Genomic DNA, 14,879 nt, shown 5'->3' on the forward strand with positions numbered 1-14,879 from the left:
CTGCCGCGCGCCGGATGCACGCCGCCCGATCGAGAGTATTGCGTAAATTTGTCGAACGTCAATGTTGCGCGATGATTCATGTTCCATGGCACCCGCCCACCTCACAACCACAGGCTGTTCGAGGCCATCCGCTCCGACTCCGTGTCCAGCAGCGGGGCGAAGACCCGCCACAGGACAAGGCAGGTACCGACGCCGACGAGGGCGCCGGCGACGGTGTCGCTCAACCACTGGGCGTGGAGCCAGGTCCGGCTGACCATCATGGCGAGGACGTACGAGGCTCCGAACGCCCACCACCAGCGTCGCGCACGCGGCGGGAACACCACCACCGCGACACAGACCACCAGGGTCACCGCACCGAACACCTGCCCCGACGGGTAGGAGCCGTCGCTGACCAGCACCGACGGGTGCGGTGGACGCGGCCGGTCGGCCAGCTGCTTGAGGGGCAGGAGCACGACGAGGTTGGCGACGACGGTGACGGCGAGGACGAACAGCCCGGAGCGCCAGCGCCCGTAGACGCACAAGCAGCCGATGACCAACAGCGGCAGGACCGTGCCGAGCGGGCCGCCGAGCCGGTCGAGGACGGTGGTGAAGCCGCCGAGGCCGTCGCCGTCGGGGGACGCCGCGCCGGCGGAGTCGTTCACCGCGGCCGCCCAGCGGTCGTCGAGCCCCTGGAAGAAGGGTCGCCGATCCAGCCGGAGCAGGAGCCCGACCAACAGCGCCGGCACCAGGAGGGCGATACCGAGGCCGAGCGCGTGACGCGGCGGGGCCGCCGGAAGGTGATGCCGGGTCGGCGGGTCCGGCAGGGGCGGCCGGGACGGCGGGACGTAGGAGGGCGAGGGGCGCGAGGGGAACATGGCGGGCCTTTCACGGCCGTCTCCCCAAGCGGTGGGGGCACGCGGAGAGCAGGCACGGGACGGTGGAACGCGAGGAAGAACGCCGGGTGACGCCTTCGGAGAACGGGACGCCATCGGGATACGGCAGCGAGCGTCATCGGGATACGGAATCGGGGCGCGACCGGCGGCCACGGTGACGCCGGCAGCACAGCGGCGCGGCGACACGGCCAACACAGCGGCGCGGCAGCACAGCGGCGCGGCGGCCTGCGCTCGGCACCCCACACTCGGCCGCCGGCACCCGACCACCGGCACCCGGCGACGCCGGGGGCGGGTCGGTGGCGGCCCGCCGGCGACAGGATCGTCGCGGTGCGGCACGGAGTATTGCCGATGCGTCACGACCACCACAAGGGCAAGTGGATTTCTCGTCACATCTGCCATGCCCGCCGGCCGTCGAACGATGGTTACACGTGTGCACTCACCCACTCCCCCGACGGTCACGATCTGCACAACGACGCGCCGCAGGGCCTGGCGGAGCCCGGAAATGGGTGCTACACAGTGTCCACCGCACCTGGTGACACGTGTAACAACATCACGTGACGAACGACGTCCGCCACCGCACTTCCCGGCGACGACGCCGTCCGGCGCCCGCTCATGGGCCGCCCCTTCTCTCCCTCGCACGCCACCTCCCCGCTCCGTCCCCCGAGGAGTCGTCATGGCCACGCCCGAAGTCGTAGAACCCTCCGTACCCCCGACCGGGGAACCCGCCCCCCGGCGTGGTCTCCTGTCCCTCCTGCTGGTCGCCAACTCGGCGATGATGGCGCTCTACATGGGCGTCGGCTCCGTCCTCCTGCCCACCCAGGTCGCCGCGATCGCCCCCGACGACAAGGTCGCCGCCCTCGGCCTGATCGGCGGGGTCAGCGCGGTATTCGCCACCGCCTTCAACCCCATCGCCGGCGCGCTCTCCGACCGCAGCGGGCGTCGCAACCCGTGGATCGTGGGCGGCGGTCTGGCCTCGCTCGCCCTGCTCGCCCTCCTCGGCAGCGTGAGCACGGCGCTGCTCGTCGGCATCGTGTGGTGCCTGATCCAGGCGACCATGAATGTCTTCCAGGCGGCAGTCACAGCGATCGTGCCGGACCGGATCCCCGCGGCCCGCCGGGGCACCGCGTCCGCACTCGTCGGTCTCGGCCTGCCCATCGGCGGGACCGCGGGCGTACTCATCGCCTCCCAGACCGCGGACCAACTGCGCACCGGCTACCTGATCCTGGGCGCGATCGTCGCCGGATCCGCCCTGCTGCTCAGCGCGTTCTGCCGGGACGTCGCGCGCACCGAGCCCGTCGCCGAGGCGCCCGCCGGACCCAAGGGTGCCCAACTGGCCGCGTTCCTCTCGGCCCTGGCCAACCACGACTTCCGCTGGGCCTTCATCGGCCGTGCCCTGATGGTCCTCGGCTACTTCTCGGTCGTCGGGTACCAGCTGTACATCCTCGGCGACCACATCGCGCTGCCCGACGGACTGACCCCGCCCGCCGCGATGGCCGTCCTCACCCCGGTGTCGATGGTCGCGATGGCGTTGTCCACCGTGGTGGGCGGTCTGCTGTCCGACCGCTGGAACCGGCGCAAGGTGTTCGTCGGTGTGTCGGCGGCCCTCGCCGGGCTCGTCATGGTGGTCCCGGTCATCAGCCCGACCTGGACCGGCATGCTCGTCTTCAGCGCGCTGAACGGACTCGCCTTCGGCTGCTTCATGGCCGTCGACACCGCGCTCGTCACCCTGGTCCTCCCGCGGGCCGAGGACGCCGCCCGCGACATGGGCGTCCTGAACATCGCCAACGCCGGTCCGCAGATCATCGCCCCGTTCGTCGCCTCGGCCGTCGTCACCGGCCTGGGCGGCTACACCCCGCTCTTCCTCGTCGGCGGGGCCCTCTCGCTGGTCGGCGCGCTCGCCATCCTCCCGATCCGCAGCGTGCGCTGACCCTCCCCCCGGGCCCGCCCGCCCGCAGCTCCGGCGGGCGCACGCCGAGGGTCGTGCGCCCGCCGGTTCCCACCCCTGCTCACCCTCGATCACCTCCCCTTCCAAGGAGCACCCTGTGAGACGCAAGCGAGTTCTGCCGCTGGCCGCGCTGCTGCTGTGCACGCCGGCACTGGCCGGCACGGCGCCGGCGGTCGCCGCGCCGCGGACCGCGCCCGCCGGCCCGTTGCGGATCCTGCTCACGAACGACGACGGCTACAACGCCCCGGGCATCCGCAAGGCCTTCGAGCGGCTGACCGCCGCCGGGCACGACGTCACGATCGTCGCCCCGCTCACCAACCAGAGCGGCACCGGTACGAAGATGCTGAGCGGCCCGTCGATCACGGTGAAGCACCCCGAGCCGAAGGTATGGGCCGTCGACGGCACCCCGGGCGACTCCGTCGCCTTCGGGCTGGCCGAGGTGTTCGCGGGCGACGCCCCCGACCTGGTCGTCTCCGGTACCAACTTCGGCCCGAACGTCGCCGGTCTCGCCACCCACTCCGGTACGGTCGGCGGCGCCGTCGCCGCGCTGGAGCACGGCGTACCGGCCATCGCGCTGAGCACCGGCGGCGTCACCGCGCCCGACCCGGTCACCACGGTCAACGCGATGGGGCCGACGCTCGACTTCGCGGTCAAGCTGATCGACCGGCTGCGGACGCGGGCCCGGTCCGGGTCGCTGCTGCCCAAGGGCGTCGGCCTGAACGTCAACCACCCGGTGGTCGGCGCGGACGGCAAGGGAACGGCCTCCGGTGTGGCCGCGACCTTCCAGGATCCGCAGACCCTGCTCGAACCGGACTTCACCGACGCGGGCGACGGTACGTGGAAGGTGACCGTGAAGGTGGACCTGCGGCCCGCGGCCAAGGGCGGTGACGTCGAGGCCGTCACCGCCGACCGGATCGCCGTGAGTCCCATGAGCCCGAACTGGAACACGGGACCGGTCGACCAGGCCGTGACCTCCGCGCTCATCGCCGGGCTCCGCCCCTGACCGATCCCGGCCGGGGCGGAGCCCGCACCCCGCTCCGCCCCGGCCGGACCTACCTGCCCACGCCCCCGCACGACATCGGCACGCACCGGCAACACTCCAGGAGGACGGATGAAGAGGCCCGGAAAACGGCTGCCCTCGGCAAGGTCCCTGCTCGGTACGGCACTCGCCCTGGTGGCACTGCTCGCCTCCGTACCACCCGCGGCTGCGTCGTCGGCGTCGCCGTCCGGCGGATCACCGCGCCCGGTGGTCGCCGTCGCGCAGGGCGCCCTGCGCGGCCAGTCCCGCGACGGCGCTCAGGAGTTCCTCGGCGTCCCCTACGCCGCTCCCCCGATCGGGGACGCACGGCTACGGGCCCCCGCGCCACCGCCCCGGTGGACCGGCGTACGGGAGGCCACCCGGCAGTCCCCCGCGTGCCTGCAGTTCTCCCCCTTCGGCCTGAGCGATCCGGCGGCCGTGAGCGAGGACTGCCTGTACCTCGACGTCTACCGGCCCCGGACCGCCCGCCCCGGAGCCCGGCTCCCGGTGATCGTCTGGATGCACGGGGGTGCGTACAGCCAGGGAACGGGCACCCAGTTCGGTGGGCGGACCATGGCGGACCTCACCCAGAGCGTGGTGGTCAGCATCAACTACCGCCTGGGACAGCTCGGTTATCTCCAGTTGCCCAAGCTCGGCCGGGAGAACTCCCTGCGCTCCGGCTCCTTCGGCCTGATGGACCAGGTCGAGGCGCTGCGCTGGACCCGGGCGAACATCGCCGCGTTCGGCGGGAATCCGGGCAGCGTCACGATCTCCGGGCAGTCGGCGGGCAGCGGTTCCGTCTGCGCGTTGCTGGCCGCCCCCTCGGCCGCCGGCCTGTTCCACCGGGCCGTACTGCAGAGCGGTCCGTGCTCGTTGTTGGGTACGCCGGACCGTGCGGACGCCGAGGGGCAGGCGCGGGCCTTCGCCACGGCGGCGGGCTGCACCTCGTCCGCCGAGGTGGCCACCTGCCTACGTGCCGCCTCCGGAGCGGCGTTGGTCGCGGCGGCCCGTACGCTGCCCACACGGGGTCCGGCCGCCGGTGACGGGCTGCTGCCGGTCGCTCCCGCGCGGGCCATCGGGAGCGGTGCGTGGAACAAGGTGCCGGTGCTGATCGGGAGCACCCGCTCCGAGGCCCGCTTCTTCGTCGCCCTGACGCAGCCGTACCTGACCGCCGAGCAGTACACGGCGCAGATCCTGGCGGGTCACGGGGCGGCGGGGCCGGAGGTGCTCGCGCGCTATCCGGTGGCGACGTACGGTTCGCCGTACCTGGCGCTGTCGGCGGTCATGACCGACTCGACCTTCGCGTGCCATACGGCGTGGACGGCGCAGTCGTTCGCGTCCCAGGTGCCGACGTACGTCTACGAGTTCGACGACCCGAGGTCGCCGACGCTCGCGGGGGCGCAGGTGCCCGGCCTGGACGAGTCGAACGCGCACAGTGCGGAGCTGGCCTACCTGCACGACTTCACGATGGGCGAGCGTCCTCTGGACCCGGCGCAGGTCGCGCTCGGGAATCGGATGAAGCGCTACTGGGCGGCGTTCGCCCGCTTCGGTGCCCCGGTGGTGCCGGGGCAGACCGCGTGGCCGCCGACGGGTGTCGGAGCCGGTGCCGGTGCGGTGCTCACCCTCGACCCGGCGGGGACACGGACGACGGCCTCCTTCGAGTCGGAGCACCAGTGCGCGTTCTGGCGCACGCAGCCGCCCCGGTCGCTCTGAGGCGTGTGCGAGAGCGGAGGATGGCCGAAGCGCCTGGTCAGTCGGTAGTGCCGAGCGTACTGCGGGCGGCGAGGCGGAAGTCCTGCACCGCTCGGTAGAGGATTCGCTCCCGCTCGGCGGCGAGGGCGGTGTCCTCGGCCTTGTGGGTGGTGTCTCCCGCATGGGCGTGCTCGGCCATCCGTCGCATGACCTGTGAGAGATCGCTGGAGGCGTGGGCGACCCGCTCGGCGACCTCCGCGACGGATGCCGGCCCTTCGAGGATGACGATTTCGCCGGCGCGGTGGACCTCGCGGGCCAGGGCGATGAAGCGGCCGATCCTCTCGTCGACGCCGGGCAGATCGGGTCGGTCCGGACGCAGCGCGTCGAGGACGGCGTCCATGGCTATGTCGCGTTCATGGAGTGCGTCGAGGTAGCCGGCGTATGCGTCGCGGCGGTTCTGGCGGCTCCATTGGGCGTGCTGGGACCGCGCTTGCGCACGGCCGTTCACGATCGCGGCCCCGAGGGTGGTGGCAGAGCCGACGGCGGCGCCCAGCAGCGCGGCAAGTCCTGAGTCCATGGTCCCAGTCTGCCGTTCTCGTCGTCCTCATGACCGCGGCCTTCGCAACCTTGCGCTGGGTACTGCGGTTCGGCCCGCTCGTGGGCCAGTGGCATAGTGAGCCCGATGATCGGACACCTGTGCACCGTCGTCATCGACTGCCCCGACCCCGATGCGCTCGCCGGCTTCTACGAGAAGCTGCTGTCGCTCTCACGGCGGGCGGACACCGGCGAATTCCTCGTGCTCGAGAACGCGGCGGGCACCCCGGTGGTCGCCTTCCAGCGGGTGGACGAGTTTCGCGCGCCGCGGTGGACGGATTCCACCCGCCCTCAGCAGATGCACCTCGACGTGATGGTCGAGAACCTCGATACGGCCGAGGCTCAGGTGCTCGCCCTCGGTGCGACGCTGTTGGACGGTTCGGACAAGCCGATCGGTTACCGCGTCTACGAGGACCCCGTCGGTCATCCCTTCTGCCTGATCACGCCCGTGGGAGCCTGACGCGGTCACGCGTGAACGGTTCCCCCGCGCCCGTGCCGCGTATGCCGTGTCCCTGCCCGGTCGGGATCCGGGCAGGGACCTCCGGTCGGTCAGGCGGCCGGCGGCCGGGGGCGTCGCTGCGCCCAGGGCCGGACCTCCTCCAGCTGCGCCGCGACCCGCAGCAGGGTCACCTCGTCGTCCCGGCGGCCCACCAGCTGCACGGCGAGCGGCAGACCGTCCTCGCCGAGGCCCGCCGGGACCGAGGCGGCCGGGTGCCCCGTGACGTTCCACAGTGCGGTGTAGGCGACCATCGGGCGCGAGCGCGCCAGCGCCGTCAGCAGCCCGGCCCCGTCCAGCGCGCCCACCGGGCGGGGGCGCTCGGCGACGACCGGAGTCAGCAACACGTCCATGGTGGTGAACATGCGGTCGGCGCGCTCCGCCAGCCGCTCCCCCGCCCGGATCCCGCGCTCCACGGCGGATTCGGGGACCAGCCGGGCGAGCGCGAGGGTGCGCCGGGTGCGCCGTTCCAGCAGGTCAGGACGCTCGACGGCGTCGGCCTCCGCGCGGACTCCACCGCAGAACTGCGCGGCGAACGGGGCCGTCGCGTCGGGGTAGCGGGGGTCGACCTCCCGTACGTCGTGGCCCAGTTCGCGCAGGGCCCGCACTGACTCCAGTACGGCCCCGACGTGTTCCGGGTGCGGGCGCACCCCGGGCACGGCGGGCTTGACCGAGTAGCCGATGCGCAGTCGGCCGGGCGGGGTCTCCAGGGCCCGCACCCAACCGGTGGTCGCGGGGGAGGCGCTCCAGCGGTCGGTGGGGGTGGTGCCGGCGAGAACGTCGTAGAGCAGTGCGGCATCGCCCACGCTGCGGGTCAGCGGCCCCACGGTGCCCAGCGCGTACCAGAGGTGCGCGTTGGGGGCGGTGGAGACCCGGCCGCGCTGGGGCTTGAGGCCGAACAGGCCGCAGCAGGCTGCCGGGATCCGGATGGAGCCGCCGCCGTCGCCGCCCAGGGCCGCTCCGACCGTCCCGGCCGCGACGGCGGCGGCGCTGCCGCCGCTGGAGCCGCCGGGAGTGCGGGTGGTGTCCCAGGGGTTGCGGGTGTGGCCGTGGGCGGCGGATTCGGTGAAGGGCCACTGGCCGAACTCGGGCATGGTCGTCTTGCCGATGACGACGGCTCCGGCGGCGCGCAGCCGGCGTACCGCTTCGGAATCGGCGGCTACGGGGGTCCGGTTGGCGGAGCCGCCGAAGGTGGTGACCTGACCCGCGACGTCCAGCTCGTCCTTGACGGCGACGGGGACGCCGTGGAGCGGACCGGTCGACTCGGCCCCGTCACGGGCGTCGGCCTCGGCGAGGGCCTGCTCGGCGAGGACGACGCGGAAGGCTCCGAGGACGGCGTCGGTCCGCGCGATGCGGCGCAGCGCGGCCTCCACGAGGGCGCGTGAGGTGGTTTTGCCGGTGCGGACCAGCTCGGCCTGACGCGCGACCCCCTGGAACATCAACTCGGCGTCTTCCCGGTCCTGTTCGTGCCGCCGTACGCCGTCTTCTTCCACGGACACCACCCTCATCCCCTTACCTGTCGGTAACTCCGGTGCAAGGCTGGTGTCCAGGCGCCCGCGCGTCAACCCCGTACCGGTTCACATCGACCTGGTCACCGATGAGCTTCCAGCCCTGCCGCGCCGGCCGCGCGCGGGCGACGGCCGCGGACACGGAGCACCGCGACTGCCGAAGCGGTCAGGGCCACGACGGCGGCCCCCAGCGTCAGCAGCCAGACCGGGACCCCGCCCACCGTGAGCAGCTCGTCGTGGTAGATCGCCCGACGGTAGGGGGTGTCCTCGGCGGTGGCGCGCAGCTCGTGGTCGGCGTCGATCCGTCCCGGTACCGGGAAGCGCTGGTCGATGGCGGTGAGGAAGACGGGCTCGGGACCCGCCAGTTCGGCGAGCGGGCCGCGCTCGGGGTGGATGGTCCCCGCGAAGGTCACCTCGGGTGCGGACCCGCCGATCGGGGAGGCGAGCTCCATCCGGTGGTCTGCGAGGACGTACAGGCCGAGGGACTGCGGGGTCTTCGCCATCCGGGAGAGCCGCATCGGGTAGACCAGTCGGTCGCTGTCGAAGCGGATCCGCAGCGGGTCCAGGTCGCCGCGCAGCGGTTTGCCCTGGTCGCGGGGGGCGAGCCGGACGGCGACGTACTCCCAGCTCTGGTCCACGTACGGCTTGACCTCGGTGGCGAGGCGGTCGGGGAGCTTGAAGCCGTTGCTCTCCAGCCAGTTCTTCAGGGCGTCCGGGTCGGTGGCGGTGAGCCGGGCGACGTCGAAGTCGCCGAGCTGTTCGCGGCCCACGACGCCGACCGGCGGGGCCGCGGCGCCGGGCATCGGGGCTCCGGCGCTGTCCCCCGTGTTCGAGGAGAAGGGCCAGTCGCGCTCCCGCGGCCAGAAGTAGCCGCGGGTCTTGTGCTCGGGCCGGGTGAGCCGGCCCAGTTCGTCGAACATCGTGCCGTCGCCCAGTTCCACGGTGGCCCGGCTCGGTACCGGCATGATCCAGGCGGCCCGGTGGGCGTCCCCGCCGACGGAGAAGCGCATGACGATCTGCTCCGTACGGCCGTCCCAGCGGACGACGGAGGTCTCCCGGTCGACTCCGATCCGGGACTGCCCGTCGGGGATCATGGCCCCGCACCCGCACGCGTAGGCGGGGTTGACCAAGGCCCCCAGCTGGGTCGCGAGCAGGGCGAACAGCAGTGCCACAATTCTTCGTTTCATCCACACGGGGTCTCAGACGGCGGCCCCCGCCGTACGGTTCCGACCCCCCTCACCGACCACTTCGACCTGGCCTCATACTGTGCCCCATGACGGGGAGCGAGAAGCGGCAGCAGGCTCTGCTGCGCCGGTCCGCGGTGCTGTGCAGCCCGCTGGTTCCGGACGTCGTGGCGGTGGAGATCGCGCGGCACGACTGGGAGTCCATCGAGTGCGGCTGCGGCCGCTCGGCGGGCCATCTGATGGACGGCGTACGGGATGCCGCCGAGGGGCATCCGTCCGCGTTCCGCGCGCTGGAGGGGCATGTCTTCTTCGCGGAGAACCTGAAGCCGCCCGCCCCGGCGGTGTGCGGTGTCCTGATGGCCGTGTGGGCCGCGCACCCGCCCCGACAGGCGACCCGCGAGGCCCTGCTGTGGACCCTGCTCGCCCTGCTGTGCTCGGTGGACGACGGCGGCACCCACGAAGCCGGACTGTACGGGCAGTGCGCCGCCTTCATCCGTACGGGTGTGGACGGCTTCCGACGTGAGGTCGCCACCGCCCCGGGTTCCGAGACCGCCGCCTACGCCGAGGGCATCCTGGACATCCTCGGCCTGCCCGCGTAGATCCGGCCCGGTACGGCCCGACCCCGGATTCGGGGGTCAGCCCGCGGCCGGCAGGCAGCTCCGCAGCCCCGCCACGGTGACGTCCTCCAGGGAGTCGGCGAAGGTCCGCGGCGGCGACGCCGGTACCGCCAGCAGGGACGGGACCACCAGGACCGCGCAGCCCGCCGCCTCCGCGGAGGCGGCGCCGTCCGGCGAGTCCTCCACCGCGACGCAGGACCGTGGGGCGAGGCCGAGGCGCCCGGCGGCCGCCCGGTAGGGGTCCGGGTGCGGCTTGGTGCGGGCGGTGTCGTCGGCGGACAGGGTGAAGGCGAAGGGGACATGAGCCAGGGAGCCCCCGACCACCGAGTCGACGACGACCCGCGGTGACGCGCTGACCAGGGCGAAGGGCACGCCCTCCGCCTCCAGTGCGGTCAGCAGCCGCTGGGCGCCGGGCCGCATCGGCGCTCCGGCCTCCACCCGGCGGAAGAAGCTCTCGGTGAGCGCGGCCGCGACCTCGGACGGGTCTCCCCCTCCCGAGATCCGTACGAGGTGGGCGGCGGTGTCCTCCACCGCCCGGCCGACGACCTCCGGCGCGTCCGCGTCGGTGAGCCGGTGGCCGAGGCCGCCGGCTATCTCCTCGGTGGTGCGCCACCACAGCACTTCGGTGTCGACGAGGGTGCCGTCCATGTCGAAGAGGACCGCGGCGAGGGTGCTCACGCGGGCCCGGCCACGACGAGCACGGGGCGCTCGGTCAGTCCGACGGTGGCGCGCGCGCCCGGCGCCAGGGCTCCGGCGTCCCGCGAGGGCAGGTCCGCCTTGACACCCACGCCGTCCGGCAGTTCCAGGTGGAGTCGGGTCACGGAGCCGAAGAAGGCGGCGGAGACCACGGTGGCCGTGCCTTCGGTGTCGGCGGTGACGGTGACGTTCTCGGGGCGTACGAGGACCTGTACGTCCGGCGTCGTGGGGACCGGGCCGTCGACGGGCAGGCGCGCGCCCGCCACCTCGACGAGGCCGGATCCGGCGAGCCGTCCCGGCAGCCGGTTCATGGTGCCGACGAACTCGGCGACGAAGGGGGTGGCCGGGCGGTCGTACAGCTCGGCCGGGGCGGCGCACTGTTCCAGCTTGCCGGCGTTCAGGACGGCGACCCGGTCGGCCATCGACAGGGCTTCCTCCTGGTCGTGGGTGACGAAGACGGTGGTGATGCCGAGGGAGAGCTGCAGGCGACGGATCTCTTCGCGCAGGTTCGCCCGTACCTTGGCGTCGAGCGCGGAGAGCGGCTCGTCGAGGAGGAGTACGCGCGGGCGCAGGGCGAGGGCGCGGGCGAGGGCGACGCGCTGCTGCTGGCCACCGGACATCTGGTGCGGGTAGCGATCGCCGTGGTCGGGCAGGCCCACCAGGTCGAGGAGTTCGGCCGCGCGCTCACGGCGTTCGGCCGCGCCGACCTTGCGTACGCGCAGGCCGAAGGCCACGTTGTCGCGGGCGCTCAGGTTCGGGAAGAGGCTGTACGACTGGAAGACCATGCCGGCGTCGCGGCGGTTGGCCGGGACCCGGGTGATGTCCGCCCCGTCGACGAGGACCTCGCCGGAGTCGGGCTGTTCGAAGCCGGCGACGACGCGCAGGGCGGTGGTCTTCCCGCAGCCGGACGGGCCGAGCAGGGCGAGGAGTTCACCCGGTTCGACGGTGAGGTCGAGTCCGTCGAGGGCGACGGTGGACCCGAACGCCCTGCGCAGGCCTCGGAATTCGACGCGCGCGCCCGCGGGCCGGGCGGGGTCCGCCGGCTTCCTGGCCGCGGGCAGGGTGGTGGGCGTGGTGGACATGCGCTCAGGACTCCTTGCGGGAGGGGGTGGCGGGTGCGGCCGCGGTGGTGGAGGGGGTGGTCCCGGCCCGGGAGAGGGCGATCAGCAGCAGCCAGGTGATCAGGAGGCTGAGGATGGACACGGCCACCGACATCCGGGCCTGGGCTCCGGAGATCGAGACGATCCACACCGCGAAGGGCTGGAACCCGAGGAGGGAGGCGATGGTGAACTCGCCGAGCACCAGGGCCAGGGTGAGGAAGGCGGCGCCGGCGAGGGAGGCCCGCAGGTTCGGCAGCAGCACGCGCAGGACGACGTAGGGCCAGCTCGCGCCGCAGCTACGGGCGGCCTCGACGAGGGTGGGTACGTCGACGGCGCGCAGGCCCGCGTCGAGCGAGCGGTGGACGAAGGGCAGTGCCAGGACCGTGTAGGCGAGGACCAGGACGACGGGGAACTTCTCGTTCTGGACGGCGATGAAGGTCTGGTAGAGCGGGGTCCGCGACAGGTGTTCGGGTCCCCAGCGCAGCACGGTGGTGATGCCGGTGACCAACGCGATCGGCGGCACGACCAGCGGCAGCATGCACACGACCTCGACGATCGGGCGCAGTCGCGGGGAGCCGATGCGTACGGCGACCAGCGCGGGCACGGCGAGCAGCAGCGACAGGGCGATGGTCGCGGCGGCGAGGCCGAGGGAGAGCAGCAGGCTCTCGGTGAAGCCGTCGGCGGAGAGCAGTTCGGTGTACGCCTCGAAGGTGATGCCCTGGCCGGGCACGTGCACGGTGAAGACGAAGGAGGCGATGAGCGGGATCAGGAAGTAGGCGCCGGCGAGGGCGAGGACGGCTCCGCGCCAGATCCTGGGGCGGGGCCGGCGGGCCGGTGTCCGCGTGGGGGCTCCGGTCTCCGATGCCCGGGTGTCCGGGGCGCTGTCGGGGTACCGGGTGGTCGGGGTCATCGCAGCCATCGGGCGCTCCGTCGCTGGAGGGGCAGGTAGACGGCCATGACCAGGCCGGCGATCAGGATCATGTCGAGGCCGAGGGCGAGCGCCACGTTCTCCTGGCCGGTGAGCACGTTCCCGGACAGCGCGTCCGCGATCTTGAGCGTGACCAGCGGGACGGAACCTCCGACGAGGGCCGCGGCCGTGGCGTGGGCGGCGAAGGCGGTCCCGAAGAGCAGCACGAACCCGCCGAGCAGGGAGGGCGCGAGCACGGGCAGCCCGACGTGGCGCCAGAACTGCCGGCCGGTGGCTCCGCTGTTCTGGGCGGCCTCGCGCCATTGCGGGCGCAGTCCGTCCAGCGCCGGGGCGATCACCAGCACCATCAGGGGGATCAGGAAGTACAGGTAGACCACGGTGAGACCGGTGAAGGAGTACAGGTTCCAGCCGAGGTCGGTGAGGTCGGCGAGCTGGGTGACGACGCCGGAGATCCCGACGGTGGCGATGAAGGCGAAGGCCAGCGGTACGCCGCCGAAGTTGGCGAGCACCCCGGAGGCGGTCAGCGCGGCGCTGCGCAGGCCCGCCGAGCGGGAGGTGACCACGGCCTGGGCGATCACCACGCCCAGGACGCCGCCGACGAGTGCGGTGAGGGCGGAGAGCTGGACGCTGCCGATGAGGGAGCCGAGGTAGGGGCCCTGGAGGGAGCGGGCGAGGTGCTCACCGGTCACCCGGGTGGCGCCGTTCGCCGGGTCGGTGCGGGTGACCGCGCCGTGGGCCATGGCGCCGAGCGGGATGCCGAAGCACAGCCCGGTGAAGGTGAGCAGTGGGAGGGTCGCGAGCCAGGTGCGCGGGCCGCGCCGCCGGCGGCGGGTGCCGTCGGCGGCGCGGGGGGTGGTGGTGGAGGACATCAGGAGAGGGCCTTGTCCCACTTCTCGGCGAGGGTGGCCTTGGCCTTGTCGAGTTCCTCGGAGGCGGGGAAGGCGGGGGTGCCCTGCACCTGCGGGAGCTTGGCGACGGCGGCCGCCTCGGCGGTGCCGTCCTGGGTCATGCCGGGGAGCAGGACCGGGCGGGCGTACCCCTTGAGCCACAGGTTCTGGCCCTCGGCGCTGTAGAGGAACTCCAGCCACAGGCGGGCGGCGGCCGGGTTCGGGGCCTCCTTGTTGATGGCCTGCGAGTAGTACTGGGCGTAGACGCCGTCGGTGGGGACGGCGACCTTCCAGTCGACGCCCTTGCCCTTGAACTGGTCGGCGTAGCCGGCGTTCAGGTAGTCCCAGTCGATCGAGATGGGCGTCTCGCCCTTCTCGACGGTGGCCGGGGTGGACTCGACGGGGATGAAGTTGCCGCTCTTCTTCAGCTGTCCGAAGAAGTCGATGCCGGGCTGGATGTCGGCGAAGGAGCCCTTGTTGGCGAGGGCGGCCGCGTAGACGCCGCCGAAGGCCGAGCCGGACTTGGTGGGGTTGCCGTTGAGGGCGACCTTGCCCTTGTACTCGGGCTTGAGGAGGTCGGCGAAGGTCTGCGGGCAGGTGGGGATGCGGGCGGCGTCGCAGCCGATGGAGACGTAGCCGCCGTAGTCGTTGGTCCAGCGGCCGTCGGCGTCCTTCTGGGCGGCGGGGATCTTGTCCCAGGCGGTGACCTTGTACGGGGCGAAGAGGTTCTCGGCCGCGCCGCTGCGGGCGAAGGCGATCCCGAGGTCGAGGACGTCGGGGGCGCGCTTCTGGCCCTTGCGGGACTTGACGGCGGCGATCTCGTCTGAGCTGGAGGCGTCCGGGTTCTCGCTGTTGACCTTGATCTTGTACTTGGCCTCGAAGGCCTTGATGATCTCGCCGTAGTTCGCCCAGTCCGGCGGCAGCGCGATCACATTGAGCTCGCCCTCCTTCTGCGCGGCGGCGGCGAGGGCCTCCAAGGAGCCGAAGTCGGCGACCGAGGTCGCGGCGCCCGGCTGCACGCCGTTCTTGGCGCCGTCGGCGCCGCCGGACTTCGGGTCGGGGGCGGCACCACACGCGCTGAGCGTGGTGAGTACGGCGGCGCTGAGCAGAACGGCCGCACCGCGACGGGCGGAGGAACTGAGCACGGTCTCTCCCGGAGACGAGGGTGGGTTCACTTGTCTGAACAAGTTGGCTCCAGTTCGCCCGGGCCCGCTGTACGGACGGTGAACGGCGCCTGTCCCCGGGAGCACGAGTCGAGGAAGAGAGAAGAATGACCGGAAGAAGCCGTGACAGAACCTGTTGGAATGATCATGGGAGACCGGTGCACGGCGATCAGGGGGCG

14 protein-coding genes are annotated in these 14,879 nt (G+C 72.7%); 5 read left to right on the forward strand and 9 right to left on the reverse strand.

What is annotated here, in order from left to right; translation table 11 throughout:
- Window positions 1-101: 101 nt before the first annotated feature.
- Entirely contained in the window at window positions 102-854 is a 753-nt protein-coding gene (locus BCL76_RS39145; protein ID WP_181382735.1) for a phosphatase PAP2 family protein, read from the reverse strand.
- Window positions 855-1,545: 691 nt separating this feature from the next.
- Here BCL76_RS39145 and BCL76_RS26235 point away from each other — a divergent pair.
- The 3 genes from BCL76_RS26235 to BCL76_RS26245 all read left to right on the forward strand — a co-directional run bounded on the left by BCL76_RS26235 (window position 1,546) and on the right by BCL76_RS26245 (window position 5,548).
- Window positions 1,546-2,799, forward strand: a complete 1,254-nt coding sequence (locus tag BCL76_RS26235; protein ID WP_109781848.1) for an MFS transporter — start codon at window positions 1,546-1,548, stop codon at window positions 2,797-2,799.
- A 115-nt stretch (window positions 2,800-2,914) separates the two neighbouring features.
- The gene (gene surE / locus BCL76_RS26240; protein ID WP_181382736.1) at window positions 2,915-3,820 is read left to right on the forward strand and encodes a 5'/3'-nucleotidase SurE; all 906 of its coding nucleotides are present in this window, start codon (window positions 2,915-2,917) and stop codon (window positions 3,818-3,820) included.
- 108 nt (window positions 3,821-3,928) lie between these two features.
- A complete protein-coding gene (locus BCL76_RS26245; protein WP_109781850.1) occupies window positions 3,929-5,548 on the forward strand; it encodes a carboxylesterase/lipase family protein in 1,620 nt (539 codons plus the stop codon).
- 37 nt (window positions 5,549-5,585) lie between these two features.
- Here BCL76_RS26245 and BCL76_RS26250 read toward each other — a convergent pair whose 3' ends face one another.
- Window positions 5,586-6,104 (reverse strand): proline dehydrogenase, encoded by a 519-nt coding sequence (locus BCL76_RS26250; protein WP_109781851.1) that lies wholly within the window; start codon window positions 6,102-6,104, stop codon window positions 5,586-5,588.
- Window positions 6,105-6,209: 105 nt separating this feature from the next.
- Between BCL76_RS26250 and BCL76_RS26255 the strand changes: the two genes are divergently transcribed.
- Window positions 6,210-6,581, forward strand: a complete 372-nt coding sequence (locus tag BCL76_RS26255; RefSeq protein ID WP_109781852.1) for a VOC family protein — start codon at window positions 6,210-6,212, stop codon at window positions 6,579-6,581.
- Between the two features lie 89 nt (window positions 6,582-6,670).
- On the opposite strand, the gene BCL76_RS26260 is transcribed toward BCL76_RS26255, so the two are convergent.
- Together BCL76_RS26260 and BCL76_RS26265 are read right to left on the reverse strand one after the other, a co-directional pair.
- Window positions 6,671-8,116 carry an amidase gene (locus BCL76_RS26260; RefSeq protein ID WP_258309909.1) on the reverse strand — a complete coding sequence of 482 codons (1,446 nt, stop codon included), beginning with the start codon at window positions 8,114-8,116 and terminating at the stop codon, window positions 6,671-6,673.
- A gap of 92 nt (window positions 8,117-8,208) precedes the next feature.
- Complete coding sequence (locus tag BCL76_RS26265; RefSeq protein ID WP_109781854.1) at window positions 8,209-9,312, reverse strand: DUF2330 domain-containing protein; 1,104 nt, start codon at window positions 9,310-9,312, stop codon at window positions 8,209-8,211.
- Between the two features lie 86 nt (window positions 9,313-9,398).
- Here BCL76_RS26265 and BCL76_RS26270 point away from each other — a divergent pair, with 86 nt between their 5' ends.
- Complete coding sequence (locus tag BCL76_RS26270; RefSeq protein WP_109781855.1) at window positions 9,399-9,908, forward strand: hypothetical protein; 510 nt, start codon at window positions 9,399-9,401, stop codon at window positions 9,906-9,908.
- Window positions 9,909-9,944: 36 nt separating this feature from the next.
- Here BCL76_RS26270 and BCL76_RS26275 read toward each other — a convergent pair whose 3' ends face one another.
- The 5 genes from BCL76_RS26275 to BCL76_RS26295 are packed head-to-tail and all read right to left on the reverse strand — an operon-like array spanning window position 9,945 to window position 14,682.
- Window positions 9,945-10,604 (reverse strand): HAD family hydrolase, encoded by a 660-nt coding sequence (locus tag BCL76_RS26275; RefSeq protein WP_258309910.1) that lies wholly within the window; start codon window positions 10,602-10,604, stop codon window positions 9,945-9,947.
- Window positions 10,601-11,704, reverse strand: coding sequence for an ABC transporter ATP-binding protein (locus BCL76_RS26280; protein WP_258309911.1), 1,104 nt, complete (start codon window positions 11,702-11,704; stop codon window positions 10,601-10,603). Before BCL76_RS26280 ends, BCL76_RS26275 begins: the two co-directional genes overlap by 4 nt.
- Window positions 11,705-11,708: 4 nt before the next feature.
- Window positions 11,709-12,641, reverse strand: a complete 933-nt coding sequence (locus BCL76_RS26285; protein ID WP_258309912.1) for an ABC transporter permease — start codon at window positions 12,639-12,641, stop codon at window positions 11,709-11,711.
- Window positions 12,629-13,519 (reverse strand): ABC transporter permease, encoded by an 891-nt coding sequence (locus tag BCL76_RS26290; protein WP_109781856.1) that lies wholly within the window; start codon window positions 13,517-13,519, stop codon window positions 12,629-12,631. The genes BCL76_RS26285 and BCL76_RS26290 overlap by 13 nt, the downstream gene beginning before the upstream one ends.
- Window positions 13,519-14,682: an ABC transporter substrate-binding protein gene (locus BCL76_RS26295; protein WP_109781857.1), complete on the reverse strand. Its 1,164-nt coding sequence runs from the start codon at window positions 14,680-14,682 to the stop codon at window positions 13,519-13,521. The genes BCL76_RS26290 and BCL76_RS26295 overlap by 1 nt, the downstream gene beginning before the upstream one ends.
- Window positions 14,683-14,879: the final 197 nt, after the last annotated feature.

The organism is Streptomyces sp. CG 926 (genome assembly GCF_003148825.1).
In the GTDB taxonomy this organism is placed as follows: Bacteria; Actinomycetota; Actinomycetes; order Streptomycetales; family Streptomycetaceae; genus Streptomyces.